The 17898-nt window shown below is 37.8% G+C and carries 21 protein-coding genes; 8 read left to right on the top strand and 13 right to left on the bottom strand.

Annotation, left to right across the window (positions count from 1 at the left end):
* Positions 1-49: 49 nt before the first annotated feature.
* Positions 50-1327 (top strand): hypothetical protein, encoded by a 1278-nt coding sequence (locus C5749_RS14740; RefSeq protein WP_105726901.1) that lies wholly within the window; start codon positions 50-52, stop codon positions 1325-1327.
* An 86-nt stretch (positions 1328-1413) separates the two neighbouring features.
* On the opposite strand, the gene C5749_RS14735 is transcribed toward C5749_RS14740, so the two are convergent.
* Complete coding sequence (locus C5749_RS14735) at positions 1414-1869, bottom strand: helix-turn-helix domain-containing protein (protein ID WP_105726900.1); 456 nt, start codon at positions 1867-1869, stop codon at positions 1414-1416.
* Positions 1870-2475: 606 nt separating this feature from the next.
* Between C5749_RS14735 and C5749_RS14730 the strand changes: the two genes are divergently transcribed.
* Together C5749_RS14730 and C5749_RS14725 are read left to right on the top strand one after the other, a co-directional pair.
* Positions 2476-2688, top strand: coding sequence for a hypothetical protein (locus C5749_RS14730; RefSeq protein WP_105726899.1), 213 nt, complete (start codon positions 2476-2478; stop codon positions 2686-2688).
* Between the two features lie 76 nt (positions 2689-2764).
* Positions 2765-5203: an outer membrane beta-barrel protein gene (locus C5749_RS14725; RefSeq protein WP_105726898.1), complete on the top strand. Its 2439-nt coding sequence runs from the start codon at positions 2765-2767 to the stop codon at positions 5201-5203.
* 196 nt (positions 5204-5399) lie between these two features.
* Here C5749_RS14725 and C5749_RS14720 read toward each other — a convergent pair whose 3' ends face one another.
* Both C5749_RS14720 and C5749_RS14715 read right to left on the bottom strand, forming a co-directional pair.
* Positions 5400-5945, bottom strand: coding sequence for a hypothetical protein (locus C5749_RS14720; RefSeq protein ID WP_105726897.1), 546 nt, complete (start codon positions 5943-5945; stop codon positions 5400-5402).
* A gap of 20 nt (positions 5946-5965) precedes the next feature.
* Positions 5966-7252: a TlpA family protein disulfide reductase gene (locus C5749_RS14715; RefSeq protein WP_105726896.1), complete on the bottom strand. Its 1287-nt coding sequence runs from the start codon at positions 7250-7252 to the stop codon at positions 5966-5968.
* Between the two features lie 191 nt (positions 7253-7443).
* Between C5749_RS14715 and C5749_RS19675 the strand changes: the two genes are divergently transcribed.
* Positions 7444-7596 (top strand): hypothetical protein, encoded by a 153-nt coding sequence (locus tag C5749_RS19675; protein ID WP_181151449.1) that lies wholly within the window; start codon positions 7444-7446, stop codon positions 7594-7596.
* Positions 7597-7686: 90 nt separating this feature from the next.
* On the opposite strand, the gene C5749_RS14710 is transcribed toward C5749_RS19675, so the two are convergent.
* From C5749_RS14710 to C5749_RS14695, 4 genes are all read right to left on the bottom strand, one after another.
* Entirely contained in the window at positions 7687-7989 is a 303-nt protein-coding gene (locus C5749_RS14710; RefSeq protein WP_105726895.1) for a cupin domain-containing protein, read from the bottom strand.
* Between the two features lie 171 nt (positions 7990-8160).
* A complete protein-coding gene (locus tag C5749_RS14705; protein ID WP_105726894.1) occupies positions 8161-8706 on the bottom strand; it encodes a hypothetical protein in 546 nt (181 codons plus the stop codon).
* A gap of 33 nt (positions 8707-8739) precedes the next feature.
* Complete coding sequence (locus C5749_RS14700) at positions 8740-9483, bottom strand: SDR family oxidoreductase (RefSeq protein ID WP_105726893.1); 744 nt, start codon at positions 9481-9483, stop codon at positions 8740-8742.
* 27 nt (positions 9484-9510) lie between these two features.
* Complete coding sequence (locus C5749_RS14695) at positions 9511-10473, bottom strand: ketopantoate reductase family protein (protein ID WP_245893791.1); 963 nt, start codon at positions 10471-10473, stop codon at positions 9511-9513.
* A gap of 218 nt (positions 10474-10691) precedes the next feature.
* On the opposite strand from C5749_RS14695, the gene C5749_RS14690 reads away from it, so the two are divergent.
* Positions 10692-12128, top strand: a complete 1437-nt coding sequence (locus C5749_RS14690; protein WP_105726892.1) for an aminotransferase-like domain-containing protein — start codon at positions 10692-10694, stop codon at positions 12126-12128.
* 2 nt (positions 12129-12130) lie between these two features.
* Here the strand turns inward: C5749_RS14690 and C5749_RS14685 are convergent, their stop codons facing one another.
* From C5749_RS14685 to C5749_RS14655, 6 genes are all read right to left on the bottom strand, one after another.
* Positions 12131-12655 (bottom strand): YfiT family bacillithiol transferase, encoded by a 525-nt coding sequence (locus C5749_RS14685; protein ID WP_105726891.1) that lies wholly within the window; start codon positions 12653-12655, stop codon positions 12131-12133.
* Between the two features lie 33 nt (positions 12656-12688).
* Positions 12689-13000: an aminotransferase class IV gene (locus C5749_RS14680; RefSeq protein ID WP_105726890.1), complete on the bottom strand. Its 312-nt coding sequence runs from the start codon at positions 12998-13000 to the stop codon at positions 12689-12691.
* 274 nt (positions 13001-13274) lie between these two features.
* Entirely contained in the window at positions 13275-13652 is a 378-nt protein-coding gene (locus C5749_RS14675) for a lipocalin-like domain-containing protein (RefSeq protein ID WP_105726889.1), read from the bottom strand.
* A 316-nt stretch (positions 13653-13968) separates the two neighbouring features.
* Positions 13969-14106: a PD-(D/E)XK nuclease family transposase gene (locus tag C5749_RS19975; RefSeq protein WP_425443446.1), complete on the bottom strand. Its 138-nt coding sequence runs from the start codon at positions 14104-14106 to the stop codon at positions 13969-13971.
* 13 nt (positions 14107-14119) lie between these two features.
* Positions 14120-14989: an OXA-1327 family class D beta-lactamase gene (blaOXA, locus tag C5749_RS14665; RefSeq protein ID WP_105726888.1), complete on the bottom strand. Its 870-nt coding sequence runs from the start codon at positions 14987-14989 to the stop codon at positions 14120-14122.
* Positions 14990-15338: 349 nt separating this feature from the next.
* A complete protein-coding gene (locus C5749_RS14655) occupies positions 15339-15725 on the bottom strand; it encodes a winged helix-turn-helix transcriptional regulator (protein ID WP_105726887.1) in 387 nt (128 codons plus the stop codon).
* Between the two features lie 92 nt (positions 15726-15817).
* Here C5749_RS14655 and C5749_RS14650 point away from each other — a divergent pair, with 92 nt between their 5' ends.
* The 3 genes from C5749_RS14650 to C5749_RS14640 all read left to right on the top strand — a co-directional run bounded on the left by C5749_RS14650 (position 15818) and on the right by C5749_RS14640 (position 17836).
* Positions 15818-16489, top strand: coding sequence for an NAD(P)H-dependent oxidoreductase (locus C5749_RS14650; RefSeq protein WP_105727072.1), 672 nt, complete (start codon positions 15818-15820; stop codon positions 16487-16489).
* A gap of 286 nt (positions 16490-16775) precedes the next feature.
* Entirely contained in the window at positions 16776-17378 is a 603-nt protein-coding gene (locus C5749_RS19900) for a DUF748 domain-containing protein (RefSeq protein WP_105726886.1), read from the top strand.
* An 8-nt stretch (positions 17379-17386) separates the two neighbouring features.
* Positions 17387-17836: a DUF748 domain-containing protein gene (locus tag C5749_RS14640; RefSeq protein WP_146113758.1), complete on the top strand. Its 450-nt coding sequence runs from the start codon at positions 17387-17389 to the stop codon at positions 17834-17836.
* The last annotated feature ends 62 nt before the right edge of the window (positions 17837-17898 follow it).

The raw sequence follows: 17898 nt of genomic DNA, 5'->3' as shown, positions 1-17898 counted from the left end.
TTGTTGGCGGATACAAAATTTAATATATTTGTTTAACGACTAACTGATTATGAATGTAGAACATATATATACGACCAGAATTTTAAATGCTGTAATATCACCACTTGCTAAAATTATGATTAAAGCATATATTATCACAGCTCTGCTTTTACTGTCGCTTCAGACTACGTTTTGCCAAATGAAAGAAATAAAAGGTGATACAGCGTTTTTGTACAAAAAAAATATTGAGCTTCAGAAGGCTTTAGAACTAAAGGATTTTGAAAAGTCTACAGATGAATTTAATTTTAGATTTAGAGATCACGGACAAGTCATTGAAATTTCAAAAGATAGCACGAAATATAACGGAGCTATAACAAATTACATTTACCATACTAAAAAAGCAAACAGAAATAAATCGGAGATATTATCCGATAAAATAATCCTCTCACAAAAACAAGCAGAAAATATCTATAACGTCGTCCAAAGTTCGCGAATTTTAGACTTGCAGTCGGATAACATTATAGCGAACTGGAAGCGAGGGTTCGATGGAATAACCTACATCATTGAACATACAGACAGGAAGAATTATTGGTTCAAAAGCTATTGGACTCCAGATGCTCAAGACTCCATTCCAGAAGCAATTGTAGTTTTAGAGTTAATAAAAAATCTCGCAGACACATTAAATCTACAAAAAATATATTCGTCATTTCAAGACGATTTACCTAAAAAAGGCTGTTACAATTCAGGAGGAATGGCAAATATGTGTTATGTATCAAATTCTTTGGACCTCGGATATAGCGGTGCTACTAAATTACCTCTAGGATTTTATTCGTCTTATTCCGCAGGATACATTGGCAAAACAAAAATAAACGGAAGTACTGTCTTACAATATAACTTTGACAACGATGGATTCCATCATCTGAACTTCCAAATCAGTAAATGGAACATATTCTACCAAAACGCAAATCTTTCTGATTTTATGGCTTACAACTATCAGAATAGGATACTCAATATTGATGAAATAAAAAGCAAATTCGAAAATCACCAAATTAAATATGGCTTAAACCTCAAAAAAAATATCGGGGTCGGCATCGGGTTAGATTATATTGCTCATAATTATAATAAAATTGGAGGACATCTATATGGCTACAAATGGTTTTCAAAACCTAATTTCAGCACCTCATTGACAGCTTCACTATTTGATAACCAACTGAATTACAAGGGAGAAATATTAAAATCTTTTAATTTCAATTACAAATCCTCAATAAATAGAATTTCTTTAGGAATAGCATATGAAGATTTTATAGACTATAAAGACTTGTACTTTAATATTCGAGTATTGTTATAAAAATTGTAATAACACTGGTTACTTATTTCTTTAGTATAATTACCGGATAGATTACATTAGTATCCAGTACAGCCGTAAATCTTACACTATGGATCATACAGCCCAAGATCTTCGTCAAGATTTATCATATCGATCAAGTGGTTTTTCTGCTCAGCTTTCATCTGCTTTTTGTATTCCACCACGTCTTCGAAAACTATTCTGCGGTGCTTTCCTACTTTTGTATACTGAATCTTCCCCTCTTCAAGTAGCTTAACCAGATGAGGGCGGGAGCAGCCAAGCATTTCAGCAGCTTTTTGCGTAGTCACCTCCGTAGCAAGTGGCACAATTGAAATAGGCTTACCCTCTGACATAGCTTTCAGTATGCCACCAAATAGCTTAAGCGCACGTAAAGGCACCACTATTTTATCTTTGGTCTCTTCTATTTCTATTTCAGTCTTTTCTGCACTTAGCTGTTCAATAACAGCTGCCAATGAATCGTATGATTGCATTGCAACTTTCTGCTCTGCTTTTGAAGGTCGATTAATTCTATCTAAGGTTTCCATATCTATCGTCTTTCTGTTTTCACTACAAAAATAAACGAAATAAACGAAATAAATTTTTTATTGATAACATCACTCCACTAATCTAATTGCACTAAACGTTTTTATCTCCACGTAGGTTTTATGAATATAGAAAACAGTGGAATCATCCTTCCGGCAGTGCTATAGCTAGCTTAAGAAAGCTATATCAGCTACAGAGACACCCATTCTCCAGTAAACATATTTATTCAGGAACATAAGGAAATATCGGTAGCATCCCTCAAAAAGAATTTAGATATAATTTCAGCTGCTAAATATTTATAGAATCAAACGTTGACCTCAATGCATCTTTATGCAAGATTTATCACAAAAACATGCATTCACGCTTGATAAAATGTAGTTAGATATACCCTAAAGAATCCTAAGCGTCAAAAATCTCTATTTTCAGATAGTTTTTGCGTTTTATTGCGTATTCAGTTTTTTATTCATATCCTTACATTATAATTGAGAATAGTCTATGTCAGTTCTGAATACGGAGCTCTTGACCATCTATAAACTTAATAGATCCATCTTGGAACATCGATAGCTTATTTATAATGTATTTATTATGAAAACAAGAAAATCATTCTGTTGAAGAGAATAAGAGATTCCAAGAAAATAAATCTTTCATGGTTAATAGAGACCTACAGCAAGGTTCCCAATAAAGAAATATTTTTTGATAACAAGCAAAGCAAAGAAATTGTAGTTTTCGATAAATTGGCTGGAGGTCCCTTATTAGAAAAACAAGTAATCTCCGGCATGAGTGAGGAAGACATCCGTGAAAAATATTTAATATACGAATAGAATAGATTTTAAGATTATATCCCCCCTAATATGATGACATTGCAAAATAAGCGAATACTGTTGGAGAAAGTTAAAGATGATCTCAAGTAAAATTTTATCCCGATCTATATCGATCGCATTTTGCTCTTTCCTATGGGCAGTTGCTTTTAGCCAAGAGTTTAGCTACGAACTTACCGGAAAGATAGTCAATAAGGATTTGCAACCAATTGGTTCTGCCACCGTCATTCTAAATGATAAAGAACAGAAGCTCGTTTCAACCGCTGTAACAGATAGTATGGGTTCGTTCATCTTAAGGTACAATAAAATCATCGACGACCCTACAATAAAGGTACAGCATTTAGGATATAAAGAATATCAAAGTTTGATAAGGGAGACACAAAAAAATGACCTCGGCACAATTCAGCTATTAGAACTGGACAACGTACTAACAGCGGTAGAAGTTACAGCAAAGCCAAACCTTATCGAAGTCAATGGCGGCACGATAACCTATAACGTGGAAAACTCGATCGGAGAACAGGATGTTTCCGCCTTGGAAGCGCTGAAACGGGCCCCCGGTGTATATGTCGAAAACGAAAGCACAATTACACTGAACGGCAAAGGAGGTGTTCAGGTATTGTTAGACGGAAGACAAACATATCTTTCCGGCAGGGAACTTACCGATTTGCTTAAGTCTCTTTCGTCTAATGACCTCAAATCCATTGAGGTCATCAATAGTCCCACGGCAAAGTTCGACGCATCGGGTTCGGCTGGTATTATAAACATCAAAACAAAGAAAAACCAAATTAAAGGCTTAAATGGAAATGTAACAAGTACCGTAGCGTACGGTATTAGCCCTAAACAGCTACAAAATATGGCTGTGAACTATAGCGTGGATAAATTGAATGTGTTTGGGAGCTATAACCATACACTTGGAAACTACAATTATCTTTACGGCTCTAACAGATCGCAGAATGGGAGATCCTATAACAGCCACACCGACGATGTTGATAAGAGACAAAAAATGTCAGCTCGATTTGGCATAGACTATTTACTTAACGATAAAAACGCGATTGGTTTTCTTGCAAATGGCAACTTTATTTTTGGCGGAGGCATCACTGACACCCGAACGGAGATCAGTACACTGTCCTCCCCTTCCATTGAAGAAACTTTGGATGCCGTGAACGATTATTACGGACAGGGTACCAGTCGGTATAACTTTAACCTAAATTATAGATATGAAGACACGCTCGGACACATTTTAAATATTGATGCTGATTATGGATTATTTGACAAATGGAACAAAAACCTCCAATCCAATACATATAGAGATGCACACGGACAAATAACCCAGGACAACCTATATCGTACCCTGAACAGAATTGACATTGATATGAAGGGAATCAAGATAGACTATTCAGCAAAACTATGGGAGGGAACTTTCGAAGCTGGGGCCAAATATTCCCAAGTTGGTTCTGCCAATGACGCTAGATTTTTTCATGTTATTCCGACTGTGGATAGTCTGGACAACCGCCGGTCAAATGACTTCCAGTTTGACGAAAGGATTTCAAGTGCCTACTTGGATTACAGGCGTGCAATCAATAAGTGGTCTTTTCAGGCGGGCTTACGATTGGAGATTGCCGATTCAGAGGGACTTTTATTCTATAAGGAAGATGGTCAGGACAGAGACAATCAAATAAAGAGAAATTTCACTAATCTTTTTCCATTTTTCTCTATAACTACGACGCCCGGAGAGAATCAAAACCTATCTTTGTCTTACGCAAAAAGAATTGAACGACCCGCTTATCAAGACTTGAATCCATTTATATATATGCTTGATGAACTGTCGTTTTGGCAAGGAAATCCTTTTCTAAATCCAGAACTGACCCATCGTCTCACATTATTGTATTCTCGCAGTAATTCAACTGTCGTTACTTTTAACTTTGCTTACTCCGATCAGTTTAATGCCAAAGTGACCGACACGCTCGAGACAGAAAAAATAGTTATGGTCAACAGAAATGTTGGCAATCAAAAGCATTGGTCATTAGCTCTGACGCAGAATTTTTCACCAAAATCATGGTGGGACCTTTCATTCAACGGTCTGCTATATTATATCCAAAATGATGTGTCATTCGATGAATACAGGAATCTAAGCTTACAACAATTTGCTGGTCGATTAAGTCTTTTACAATCCTTTCGATTACCATTTAAAATGAAAGGCGAGATCTCGGCTTCCTATAATTCAAAAAGGTTAAGCGGAGCAAATATTTTCAGTAGGGCGATTAGTCAAGTAGATGTCGGACTCCAAAAAGCATTATTAGGTGATAAAGCGTCGCTGAGGATAGCCGTAAATGACATATATAAAGGAAACCAGAGCAGGAGCAACCAAAGTTTTCCTGGATTTCAATCGAGTAATTATGGATATTTTGAGTCCAGACAGGTCAGATTAAGTTTCAGCTATAAATTTAGTAAAGGTCAACCAAGCTCTCAGCGTACGAGAAAATCAGCATTAGAAAGTGAAAGTGGAAGGATTCAATAGGAGAAATAAGCGGAATATCGGTTTCTAATTACTTCCTTTCCAGTAAAGTGCTTTTCAAGTATACTTGATCAATTTCTTTTGTCCATACACCACCATAAGCATCACTATAACCTCCTTTTCACTTAAACAGTTCATTCTTTGACCGCTCTTCCACATTGCTCGAAATGTCAAAAAAACTTAAAATCGGTTTATTTTTTCAAATATTATTATCAATCGATGATTCACTATTCTGCAAGGAGGAAACTATTAAATTCATCAAAGATTCGGCATCTACATCAAGACCAGTCAAACCTAGCAGTATATAGGGATTCCCGTTTCCGTCTTTCTTAATACACAGCTTTCTTATCGGCTTAAAGATTCCTGATAAATCCGCTTTTTTTGATAGAGTAAATTGCAACGCTCGACGTCTCGCGCTCGGATAGGACAGAGTTACACTCTTAATTTCAGGATAGCTAAAGAAATGTGTCCCCAAAAAAAACTTTACCTTAACCCCTTCCGGCGAAATTTTAATTACCCAGCTAGAAAACAATCTCGAAATAAGCAGAAATAACGATACAATTGCATAAGTAATAATCAGCAACAAAATAAAAAATGCCACTCCAATCGGTTTTGAAAGCAAAAGGTAATCTTCAACAAAGTTTATAAATGGAAAATACATGAAGAACCATATAAGTATTATTCGTAATACCAGCGCATTTTTTTCTTTCTTTGAAATGTGAATAGTTTTAGTATTTGCTTCCATTTTCACCTACCAACCAATATTTAAAGAATATTCTCTATTATAAACTCCTCTAACTGCGCTGACCTCATATCTACCCGCTGAATGACCCGCTCGCTGTTTAGCAAATATGATGATGGATATTTGTATATATTGTATTTGTTTACTTCCGTTTCAGCATCTTGAAGTTTAATCATTGGCCAATTTATGTTATGCTTATTCAACACCGTGTTGAGATCAGTTCTTACATCGCAGATTCCTACAAATTCTACCTTATCGTTATATTTATTCGCAATGCGTGTGAGATTTGGTAAATCTTGTAAACACGGACCACATGTCGTACTCCAAAAGTAAATAAAAATCAGTTTGTCCTTATCCACACTATCCAACGTCCACAGATCACCGTTTAAGACATCTCGTCCGGATAGTGCAGGAGCTAAAAACCCTGCTTGATCGGAAGCTTGATGAATATTTCGATTCTCTTTTACTGTCTTGATGGTATCAGTCAAAATAGCGGCGCCTTCGATCTCTATAAATTTCCCGTCATACAAAATGCGGGATAGCTTGAACGTATCCTCACCCAAATTAAAATATTGTCCTTCTAAAACTCTCCTCTCTGGAGGTAACGCCGAAAAATAAGGGATAGCAGGCACAACGAAAGCACCTCTGCCCATGATATTCTTACAGAAATAATATGTATTGTCTTGGTATTTTAAAGTTGATAGATAAAATTGCGGGAAAGAAAAAAAGACGTTGTTATTAATCTCCGATAGGGAAATAATTAAGGTGTCGTTATGAACTTTGCCTTCGTACCAGTATTGATAAAAAACATAGTCTGGATTATTTGGTACCGAGGATGAAGTATTTCTTCCAACAAGAGACCTCACCACGTCATCGCCAAAATCGTTATTCTGATTTCTATCAATTATATAATGCATTCCCAGACTATCTCTTCCTACTACAATATTAATCCCGCAAGCCAGAGGTTCTTCCGTGTAATTCACCGAGTCTTTTAGGTCCATCTCCTCCGTTTCCAGTAGTTTGGCTAGACTTGAGCTCATCGTATCCAATCGATGTACGGATTGGTAGATTAACTGCTTTGGATTTAATTCATAGTAATATTCTCGAACATCGTTCCAGTTTTCGGGAATATTTTTAACGGCGGGATATAATTCTTTTCGTTTGCTATCATGTTTTTCACCTATGCCGAACGAGGTCTTTCCATGAGGACCATAGCCATCCATTTTTTGTAATTCAATAACGGCCTTCTCTTGGGAAAATAGCAATGTTACGCTAAAAATGGTATAAAGCAACAGGAATATTTTCTTCATTATCAAACGTTCTAGTTAGTATTAAAAGCTTATAACGGTATAATATAAAACAATAATAAGAATATGCAAAACATAGAAAAATAAAAATTAGTCCGTTTATCGCTCAATAACAGCAGTCCCCCGACGGAAAAAGGCCAAACAGGAGAAAAGGGGGGCGGTTGGGCGGAAGCCACCTATATCCATGAAAAACCATGGGATATCGTACCCATTTTGAAAGGAAGAGAGAATATAGCTATCGCGTGGATGACATTAGTGGGGCTGGGGATTTCTATTGGAATCCATTACCGAAAGTCCTAGACAGTGCTTCCGGCAGCTCTGATGGTATATTTTACTACTTTCATTAGATTCTAGCTTAGATCTAGCCGGAAGTCTCGCCGTTTTCTTTTTACTATCCACGGAAGCTTTTAAACTTATTGCTCTTTAACATAGCATAGCTACTTTATAAAAAAGACCCAAGTTATAAAGTCTGCTGAAAACTCGACAAATCGATGTGCTACAAATGCCGGGACAAACAAGAAGTCTCCTTGTCGAAAAGGAGTAGTTTCGCCATCCAATTCAAAAATGCCTGAGCCGGCGATGATAACATAAAATTCATCCCGGTCGTGTGGTTTTTGCTTATCCACAAGGTGGGGTTCGTAAATTTCGACTGAAAGATTGTTTACGTCAAGCAGGGAGATAAATTCCTTACCCGATTGTACCAACTTTTCAATAGCTTGTTTTTCCTGAATCTTAATCATATCTCATTGTAATTTTCTAAAGATCGTCGGTGAAATGCCTCCTTTCTTTATCTTGTTCAAACTTTCTTTCATTATATTGTGCAGACTTATTTCGGGCGATGGAGAGTGTTTGCCTATTTGTGAAACTCGTTGTATAACCAGTTCATTTATTTGATAATATCTATATAACTATTACTCAATTGGTTTACCATAGTGCGCTGAAAATCCCGCCAGCAATTTGAATGACATCAGCAAAGTCAAAGTTTTAGCCGGGATAGGGACTTCGGGAAAGAGGCTTAACAGTAACACAACTAATGCAAAGAAAAACACACTGATTTGCCGCTGCATAGCTGTTCTATGGAATGCTATCGCGACACTTGCGCCAATCATAGCTGTTATCATGGCTAATGAAATTGGGAAAAAAGAAACCTGATAAATAAAAGCTAAAGCAAATGCTTGTAATAAATGAAACCATACAAAAAGATAAGGAGATAGTTTCGATTCCCGATAGTAATTTATCGTACCTCTCGTGAAATTACTGACTACTCCGCCACCGATATCCATTGACAAAATAGCCACAACGATCACTTTCCATAATACCAATTCACTGCCTGCTTTTAAGTTCACCAGCATTACGATTACGGCAATGAGGTAAGTCATTACTAAATCCTGTTTGTAAGTTTGCTTTCCATGTAACTTCCATAACGGTTTTGGAATATTTACGACTCTATTTTTCATGCAATTTTTTATTTACTTCTTGATTCGGAAAAGTTAACGTCCACCTGTCACATCAATGAAAATTCCCGTCGAATAGGATGATTTATCCGATGCGAGCCACAAAATAGCTTCTGCAACCTCATCCGCCAAACCACCGCGTTTAAGCGGAATAGTACTTTGTATCCGATCGATCCTGTCGGGCTCACCGCCATCGGCATGGATGTCGGTGTGGATGAATGCGGGACGAACAGCATTTACCCGGATATGCTCGTCCGCTAATTCTTTCGATAACCCGATCGTTAAGGTATCTAACGCTCCTTTTGTGGCAGCATAATCGGTGTATTCAAAAGGTGCCCCGGTCCTGGAAGCAATGGAGGAAACATTGACAATGGTTCCGCCTTCACCGCCATACGTTGACGACATGCGTTTGATGGCTTCTTGGCTGCACAGAAACGGCCCCATCACATTGGCGCTGAACATCCGTTGCAATCTTTTATAATCAAGATCGACGAATTTCTTCTGATGCTCGAGTATTGCGGCGTTGTTGATCAGACAATGAAGCTTTCCAAAATGCCTATCCACTTCGGAAAATAAACGAACAATCTCATCCTGCATGGAAACATCGGCTTGAATGGCGACGGCTTTTCCTCCTTGCGATACAATTCGATTAACTACATCGTCGGCTGCTGCTTTGTTCTTTTTATAATTTACTGCTACGGCATAACCATTTTTAGCGGCAAGGAATGCTGTGGCCGCACCTATTCCCCGGCTGGCGCCTGTTATTATCATTGTTTTCATTATAAGTATCTTTATTGTTCTTAAATTCTATATCAGTATTTTACGCTCTGACAACAAATTAAGCGAGAGCTCAGATTTTATTTTCGTGAGTTCACCTAATAACCTTATCTCCCTAACGGCATCCTGCTGATGTATTTGTTCCGCTATCCTCACTATTTCAGCGTTTAAAGTTTCTATTTCAGTTCTGTTATTGCGCCGTATATCTTGTAAGGTCGATATCGCTTGCCCATCAGACAACCGGCTTATTTGAACCAGACCGTGCTCTACGTCATCAGGCTGAATGGCTATTCCTTTTGCATGCGCGATAGTTGTGCATTCGGCGATTACCCTACGGGCAATTTTCAACGCATCAGGATTTCTGTGGAAGATGCCATTGTCAATTTCCAATAACGAGCAAACCGAATTGAACACGCAATTGATGATTGCTTTTTTCCATATGATATGCTGGATATGTACTTCACTCATAAATCCAAAATCGGGGGTATTTAGATGGCCCACGATATTGTTGAGTTGCTCTTCATCTCCATGCTCTATTCCCACAGGGCAAGTTGTCACAGGCTTAAACCGAACAACAACTTCATCAATCGACTGACTTGTTACAAAGAGAACGCAACGGTATACCTGCTGGTATCCACGCTCCAAAAACGGTTGCTCGATGCCCAAGCCGTTTTGTAGAAGTACGATGGGTGAGTCGCCTATTTTTGAGTTTAATGCACCAGCCAGTTTTTCATTCCCAAAAGATTTGGTTGCGAGAACAACAATACCGTCAATCTGGGAAAAGGAATTCAATGTTGCAACCTCAACATCTGCCTTGTGCATAACGCCGTTTTCTATTTCGACAGCGAAACGGCGGGTTATTGTACGACCGTCATCTACGCTTCCTCTTATCATGGTAACTTTTCTACCTGCTTGAGAAAGGAAGATAGCGAGTGCTTTGCCAATAGCACCTGAACCTATGATAAATATGTACTTGTGATAGAAGTCCATCATTACTTGTTTTTTATAGGTGTGCGATACATATATCTTGAACGATTTTTCTTTGGAGATAAATTAGTGGATGCTCCCTAAATCCATCCGATGAAATCCCGGTTTAATCTTACAGTGTCCCATAATTTTAAATTCATCTTGTCAAACAAAATTCGGCAATATATTTTTATGATAGCAGATGCAGTTTTATTATTTTTATTGGTAGCAGTTAGAATATAAGAATGAAGAAAATACAAAAAAAGTTAGAGTTCGCTTATATGCGTATCGCTAAAATTATTGAGCAACAAATCCTGAACGGGACGTTGCGTACCGGTGATAAGCTCCCGTCGCTACGGACCATATGCCGTGAATATGGTGTCAGTCAAAATACGGCATTAAGTGCATACTATTATTTAGAGAGTAAAATGCTGATTGAGACCCGACCACAGTCCGGATATTATGTGCGGTATTCAAAAACGAAAATTCCCGCGCTTCCCCTGCTAACCAGCCCCAAATCCGAAGCAAATTACGCCGACAGTGAATTATTGGTGCGTAAGATTTATGATAGCTTGGGAGAAGATGGTCATTTACCGCTCGCGTTGGGAGCTCCGGCCAATGAGTTATTGCCCATAGCAAAACTTAACAAAGGTTTGATGATGGCAACACGGGAGTTGAAAGGTAGTGGTGTCATGTACGACAAAACCGAGGGAAATGAGCGGTTACGCCGTCAGATTGCCCGATGGTCTTTCGCAATGGAGTGTAATTTCAAGCATGATGAAATCATCACCACGAGCGGTTGCCTGAACGCGCTGTCATATTGTATGATGGCATTGACAAAAAAAGGAGATACGGTAGCCATGGAAAGTCCTATTTCGTTCGGCATGTTACAGCTCGCTCAGGTGTTAGGTGTCAAAGTATTGGAACTACCATCAGATCCCCAGCATGGTGTTGACCTGAGCGCATTGGAAGATGCACTAAGAAAAAACAAGATAAATGTATGTCTCTTTATCAGCAATTTCAGCAATCCACTGGGCAGTTGCATGCCCGACGAAAACAAGAAACAAACGGTACGTCTCCTTGAAAAATATAACGTTCCGCTTATTGAGAATGATCTCAATGGTGACGTATATTTTGGTCAGCAACGTCCAAAATCTTGCAAGACCTATGATGAAAGCGGCCTGGTATTGTGGTGCGGTTCGGTATCTAAAACGCTCGCTCCCGGTTACCGGGTTGGGTGGGTTGCTCCGGGAAAGTTCAAAGATGAGGTACGGCGCATGAAGCTCTACCACAATATTTCATCGACTTCCATCACGCAGGAAGTTATTGCCGGGTTTCTCGAAACAGGCCGATATGAGAACCACCTCCGCAAACTAAGGCATACCCTCCATGGCAATCTACTCAAATTTTCAAGGGCCATTTCGGATTATTTCCCTAATGGAACAATGGCGAGCAGGCCACAGGGTGGGTTTGTTATTTGGGTTGAATTACCAAAAACCATTGACACCATTGCATTATATGAACAATGCTTGCGGCATAAAATCAGTTTTGCGCCGGGCAGAATTTTCACGTTGCAAGGTCAATATGAAAATTGCCTTCGATTAAACTACGGTTTATTATGGAATGAGCGATTGGATCGCGATCTTAAATTGCTGGGATACCTTGCCCATAAAGCTTTGTAAAGCTATATCCAATTTTGGTTTCTCTTTAACACCGTAATATGAGCTAAATGGTGGGTGCAATGCCACGCGTACATGCCAATGACTTCATCCAAAGGAATTGGTCGACCGTGTTCAGGATGAACGTACGTTCTTTTTAGGTCTTCGTCGTGAAGGCTTTCAAGTAATCTAGTCCATCTCTCATGTAGCCCTTTTAAAAGGTTTAACGACGGCTCCAAGTGAATTTTGCCGTCCGGCAATTCTGCCCATAACGCTTCATAATAAGGCTTGATAATGGGATCAGTTTCTGTGAGCGCCAACTTAAAACGTATAAAAGCATTGATATGGCTGTCTGCACAATGATGGACAACTTGTCTTACTGTCCAGCCGCCATCTCTGTAGGGGGTATCTAGCTGTTCATCCGTTAATGAGAAAACCTCGCTGGCTATTTCTTTCGGGAATCCGGCTATTATCCTTATCCAGCCCGAAAGTTCCTGTTTACTGATAAGGCTCGGCTTCTCAAACTGTCCGATTGGGTATCTTACATCCATTGTTCGTTGTTTCTAAATATTTACTAAATAATTTCATCCGTGTGTGTCCGGCTTGCGCCCACGTCTTATTTCTTCCAATTCATTTTTCAGACGGTACGTTAGCGCTTTATCTCCCGTGTAGGGCCGATACTCTACTCCGTCAATTTGTATACTTGCTATAGGAGAAACAATAGCGGCTGTACCTGAACCGAAGACCTCCACATTTTCGTTATGAGCCAAGGTATCAGCCAACTCGGCTATGCTTATTCGTCGTTCTTCGACCAAAATACGCAAATCCCGGCATAGTTGTATGAGCGAGTTGCTGATAATACCATCCAGAATCGAATAGCTCAATAGTGGGGCAATAGTTTCCCGTCGGCAATCACCAGAATATTCATCGTATCAGCCTCTTCATTGCATCTACATGGCTACGAGACCCTGCCGGCAACATTACTGCAGATTCGATTATCAACGCATTTGGATCTCGTGCGATCAGCTAGAGATAGTAATACTACACCGAATGGCTGCAGCACTGTTGTTTGGGAAACACGTCCTGTTTTTAACCTGTACTGCGGAGGGGGGGGACCTTATCCAAGTGCCGGTTTGTCGTGATTAGCATTTTGTCTTGAGCCAAAATATATTAATTCCTCCTCATCGTATAAATATTTCCATTGTTGTCTAATATCATATCTTGCTCTGAAAGACTGATAATTTTCATCGGACTGACAAATACATCAGACTGTGTTAGCAACAATGTATTACTATCCTCTTCAAACGTCCACGTAAATTCCTCTGTATATGGGTTATCATCGGGATAAGTATACAGAACTGTCCCAGTTGAATCAGCGGCAAAAGTATAAATCAGACCTTCCCCAGTACCTACTATTCTCTCTTCGTCATCGATGAGCAAACTAGTCGTATTCCATTCTCCGATAAACGTAATCTCTCCAGGATTGTCATCCTTTTTACAGGACATAATTATAAATGCAGAAAGTAAAACAAACAGTAATTTTTTCATAGTTTTTTTATGTTGTGCTTTAAACGGGTATTTTAAAAATATTTTCGTTAATGCAGTTTCAAATATTAATAATCCGCGGCATGTCTATTCATCCACATAGTGTCACCGACAGATTTTACATTGCAATATTAACTAGGTATTGTAGCTCATTATATCTTAGCTTAAACTCCCCTTTGAGAAACTCAACTACATGGTGTGACATGTTGTGGCTGTATTTAGACAGGTTCATATCAATCTTGTTAAAATAAAGTTGATATAAGTTTGGATGCTTCCAACAAAATGTTTACAAGTTCACCTCTCTGTCCTTGTTGTGCTTTTAATTTTGCGACAGCTGCTCCATCTCGATGATGAAATGGCTATCATCATCGCTCGTGCAATACAGATCAAAGATAACCTTCCGGTTGTTTTCCTGTATACCATTACGCTCTGTCGGGCGGTATTCAAGATCAAGGATGATCTTTTCTCCTTCAAAAAGGCCGTTGAATTATCCCCAAGTCCTTAAATACTTTTTTAGTAATTTCTTTTCTGCAACTACCAAAATCAGACCTGTTCATTTTTCTGTCTTGTAAAAGTCTTGTCGCAAATATGTATGTGCCTTTTTTTGTTTCAATGTACCCTGTCCACCATCCAGTATTGATATTGTTTTCTCGAGTCCAACCTGTTTTAGCTCTTATAGTATAGTCTTCTGTTTGCTCTGTAATCATTACATTTTTCACGATGTCAATGTTCCGCTTCGAAAAGGGCAGTTTTTCTTCATATAAAGATTTCAAAAATTCAACCTGATTTTTAGGCGAAATTGCAAAGTCTCCAAAATTCCAAAAATCGGCTTCTGTTTGGGCCAAATTATTGTTTCCATACTTGCTCTCTGTGAGGTATTTTTTGTAAGTATCTTTTCCTATTTTCTTTGAAAATTCAACAAAAACCCAACCGGCTGATAATTCAAAGGCTTCTTTGACTGACATATCGTGATAAATATCAGGTCTGTGTCCATATTTAATTGTGTCTGTACTACCAACCCATTTGATTATTTCACTCTCATCATTAATCGTTCTGGTTTCAAGAGCAATCAATAAATTAATAATTTTAAAGGTAGAAGCTGGAAGGGTTTCAACTTTTATTCCTACTGTGTCTGAAGTAATCCATTTTTGTTCTTTTATATCATAAATAGCTATGGAACCTTCAACACCACAACTGTCAAAGTATTTTTTACTGTCTTCAAGTAAAACAAGGTCACTATTATTCAAATCGTATGATTTGTTATCTGCGCGTTTGTTTGACGAGCAGCCTAATATAAATAAAAGCGTAATTGTAAGTAAAATTAGATTTATTGATTTCATTTTTTGTCTGTAGGTTTTTTCTTTTATCCTTGCAGATAACTCGTTTATATGTCTGATAAGTATCAGTTGTATTTCCTATCAAAAATAATGAAAAGTCTTACAAGTCGTTAAACGAACTTCTTATTTGTTGAATGCGTTTGTTGCTTACGTGGGTATAAACAATTCCCCAATAAATAGAATTTTCTTGGGAATAGCTTACGAAGATTTTATGAGCTACCAGTGTAATGCCCCCTCAGCTAGCTACATCCATTATAGTTTTCACCAAATGAAGTCTCGTTCAAGCTCACGGACATTGCTTCTAGATCAATGGAAATATGGGTTAGAAGAATACATGGACAAGGAAGATAAACTATAGAGCAAATTTTTTTTTGCCTTTTGCCTCTATTATTGCTCGATGATTTTCTCCCCAAACATTTAATTTGTCCCAAATAGAAATCAAATTTTTAGTGCTTCCTGTTAATTTATATTCGACTCTAGGAGGAACTTCAGCAAATACGTTTCGTTCAATCAATCCATCCCTTTCCAATTCTTTTAATTGCAAGGAAAGCATTCTGTCAGATATATTTAATATAGCCTCTTTTAATTCGGTAAAACGTAAGTTTTGATTTGACAATTTATGAAGAATAGTCATTTTCCATCTACCGGAAAGTAAAGTTAATGCGTACATAGTACCGCAATCGTTCTTTAAATAGTCTCTGTTTATAGTGTTTGTACTTGTGAGTTTTCTTTTTCCCATCCCTAACAAAATTGTGAGTTGCTAACAAGTTTCTGCTTCCTTGTAAAGGTATGAAATTGAAAATAGCTTTGTTTCAAATAAAATTTAAAACAATGAAAATATTAATTGTGTTAGCACATCCTGAACCAAAAAGTTTTAACGCTGCATTATTTCAATCAGCAATCAAAACATTTACTGAAAATGGACATGAAGTAAAAATTACGGACTTATATGCAATGAAATTTAATCCAGTTTACGATAGGAGCAATTTTAAGTCTGTTAAAAACCCGCATTTTCTAAAATTACAATTAGAGGAAATTTATGCATCCGAAATGAATAACAGTTATGCCGATGAAACTCAGATTGAACAAGATAAAGTTGAATGGTGCGATTTAATGATTTGGCAATTTCCACTATGGAGATTTGCACCTCCTGCTATCTTAAAAGGATGGACTGACAGAATTTTTACGTCTGGAAGATTTTTTAAGAATGGTGGTTACTATGAAAATGGAACATTAAAAGGTAAGAAAGCATTAATATCTGTTACTACTGGAAGTCCAGAAGAAACTTATTCAAGTGATGGTTTTCATGGAGACATCTATGGTATATTAAGGCCTGTAAGTAGAGGAATATTAGCATGTGTTGGTTTCTCCGTATTAAAGCCTGAAATCAATTATTCTGTTGCACATTTAACAGACGATGAAAGAAAATTTGTTATTGAAAAATGGAGTAATCGGCTAAAGGGTGTATTTGATGAACCCATTTTTTCAGTTGGAAAATATTAAAAGATATGCCACACCGCCCTCATAGCCAGATTTCCAATAGGAGGATCTATGAAAATTGAAGCTACTGAGAAAAAAGTTGAAATAAGTATAGCCCATCCTACACGATAGCTACATGAGCTTTGCAAGCTACAATTAACCGAAGAGACCATGAAAGATCTAAATAAAAGTGCTCCGGAACGCGACGAGGATCGCCATATAAAACATAATCTCTTATCTATCAATCTTCTTCTAAAAACAAAGACTGGAGTGGCTGGTTATTATAAAAGGGTAAAGACCATTTTTGAGTATGTTTAAAGCTTTAAAGACATCATACAAGATACTACTGGGGATTGTGATTGTTCTAATCATATTCAGGCTTATGCTTCCTTCGATAGTTAAGAACTATGTCAACAAAGAGTTGAATGACTTGCCCGGATATACCGGTCATGTGGAGGACATTGATATTCATCTGCTTCGCGGTGCTTATGCCATTGATGGGTTAGTCTTGAAGAAAAGGGCAGATACAAGTAGCTATCCATTTTTACAAATAAATCGCACAGACCTTTCTATCGAATGGAAACAAATTATTAAAGGAAAATTAGTTGGGGAGGTTATTCTGGATAAGCCAAGTATACACATATTAGCTGAAACGGCTGACCTATCAAAAGAACCTTCTAAGGAACACTGGACAGAAACTTTAAAAGACTTAATGCCTCTAACAATTAACAGGCTTGAAGTTACGAATGGTAAATTTACTTATCTAGATCGTTCTTCAAGCCCCCCAATTGACCTACATATTGACAGCATGAGGCTGACAGCTCTCAATTTAGCCAATGTTGAAGATTCATCGTCCACCAAATTACCATCAACCGTTTCTTTGTCGGGGACATCCGTTGGTCAAGGACATTGAAAGTGGATATGAAAGTAAATATCTTAAAAGAAATTCCGGACTTTGACATGAATATGCAGCTAACCGGCGTAAATCTTACCAGTTTGAACAATTTTATTAAAGCACAAGGTAAGTTTGATGTAGAAAGAGGAAATTTAGATATATACAGCGAACTAGACTTAATGGATGGGGAACTCAATGGCTATGTTAAACCATTTATCGAAAATATAAAAGTTCTAGACTGGAAGAACGATAACAAAAAAGAAGAGGGTGGAATACTCAATGCTGCAAAAGAGGCAGTGATTGGGCTGTTTAGCAAGGCGGTAGAAAACCCTAAGCGTAAAGAAATTGCAACTACCGTTCCCATTCACGGGAATGTCAATAATCCTGAAACCAATGGATGGGCGACCTTTTTAGGCATATTGAAGAATGCTTTTATAGAAGCTTTAAATCGAGGGATTGAAGGATCTGCTAAGTAGAAAATGCCTATAAATTGTTATTTCAATAAATTCATTTCTTTTCCAAAAACGATTTCTCGTAA

It is taken from the genome of Sphingobacterium gobiense (assembly GCF_002980575.1).
GTDB lineage: Bacteria > Bacteroidota > Bacteroidia > Sphingobacteriales > Sphingobacteriaceae > Sphingobacterium > Sphingobacterium gobiense.
The sequence above is the reverse complement of the archived record's forward strand: the minus strand, read 5'-3'. Positions and strand labels throughout refer to the sequence as shown.

What these genes read in the sequence shown, in the direction of transcription:
- C5749_RS14740 (WP_105726901.1), top strand. Translation starts at nt 50, where the DNA reads ATGAATGTAGAACATATATATACGACCAGAATTTTAAATGCTGTAATA.
- C5749_RS14735 (WP_105726900.1), bottom strand. Translation starts at nt 1,869, where the DNA reads ATGGAAACCTTAGATAGAATTAATCGACCTTCAAAAGCAGAGCAGAAA.
- C5749_RS14725 (WP_105726898.1), top strand. Translation starts at nt 2,765, where the DNA reads ATGATCTCAAGTAAAATTTTATCCCGATCTATATCGATCGCATTTTGC.
- C5749_RS14720 (WP_105726897.1), bottom strand. Translation starts at nt 5,945, where the DNA reads ATGGAAGCAAATACTAAAACTATTCACATTTCAAAGAAAGAAAAAAAT.
- C5749_RS14715 (WP_105726896.1), bottom strand. Translation starts at nt 7,252, where the DNA reads ATGAAGAAAATATTCCTGTTGCTTTATACCATTTTTAGCGTAACATTG.
- C5749_RS19675 (WP_181151449.1), top strand. Translation starts at nt 7,444, where the DNA reads ATGGGATATCGTACCCATTTTGAAAGGAAGAGAGAATATAGCTATCGC.
- C5749_RS14710 (WP_105726895.1), bottom strand. Translation starts at nt 7,989, where the DNA reads ATGATTAAGATTCAGGAAAAACAAGCTATTGAAAAGTTGGTACAATCG.
- C5749_RS14705 (WP_105726894.1), bottom strand. Translation starts at nt 8,706, where the DNA reads ATGAAAAATAGAGTCGTAAATATTCCAAAACCGTTATGGAAGTTACAT.
- C5749_RS14700 (WP_105726893.1), bottom strand. Translation starts at nt 9,483, where the DNA reads ATGAAAACAATGATAATAACAGGCGCCAGCCGGGGAATAGGTGCGGCC.
- C5749_RS14695 (WP_245893791.1), bottom strand. Translation starts at nt 10,473, where the DNA reads ATGATGGACTTCTATCACAAGTACATATTTATCATAGGTTCAGGTGCT.
- C5749_RS14690 (WP_105726892.1), top strand. Translation starts at nt 10,692, where the DNA reads ATGAAGAAAATACAAAAAAAGTTAGAGTTCGCTTATATGCGTATCGCT.
- C5749_RS14685 (WP_105726891.1), bottom strand. Translation starts at nt 12,655, where the DNA reads ATGGATGTAAGATACCCAATCGGACAGTTTGAGAAGCCGAGCCTTATC.
- C5749_RS14675 (WP_105726889.1), bottom strand. Translation starts at nt 13,652, where the DNA reads ATGAAAAAATTACTGTTTGTTTTACTTTCTGCATTTATAATTATGTCC.
- blaOXA (WP_105726888.1), bottom strand. Translation starts at nt 14,989, where the DNA reads ATGAAATCAATAAATCTAATTTTACTTACAATTACGCTTTTATTTATA.
- C5749_RS14655 (WP_105726887.1), bottom strand. Translation starts at nt 15,725, where the DNA reads ATGGGAAAAAGAAAACTCACAAGTACAAACACTATAAACAGAGACTAT.
- C5749_RS14650 (WP_105727072.1), top strand. Translation starts at nt 15,818, where the DNA reads ATGAAAATATTAATTGTGTTAGCACATCCTGAACCAAAAAGTTTTAAC.
- C5749_RS19900 (WP_105726886.1), top strand. Translation starts at nt 16,776, where the DNA reads ATGTTTAAAGCTTTAAAGACATCATACAAGATACTACTGGGGATTGTG.
- C5749_RS14640 (WP_146113758.1), top strand. Translation starts at nt 17,387, where the DNA reads ATGAAAGTAAATATCTTAAAAGAAATTCCGGACTTTGACATGAATATG.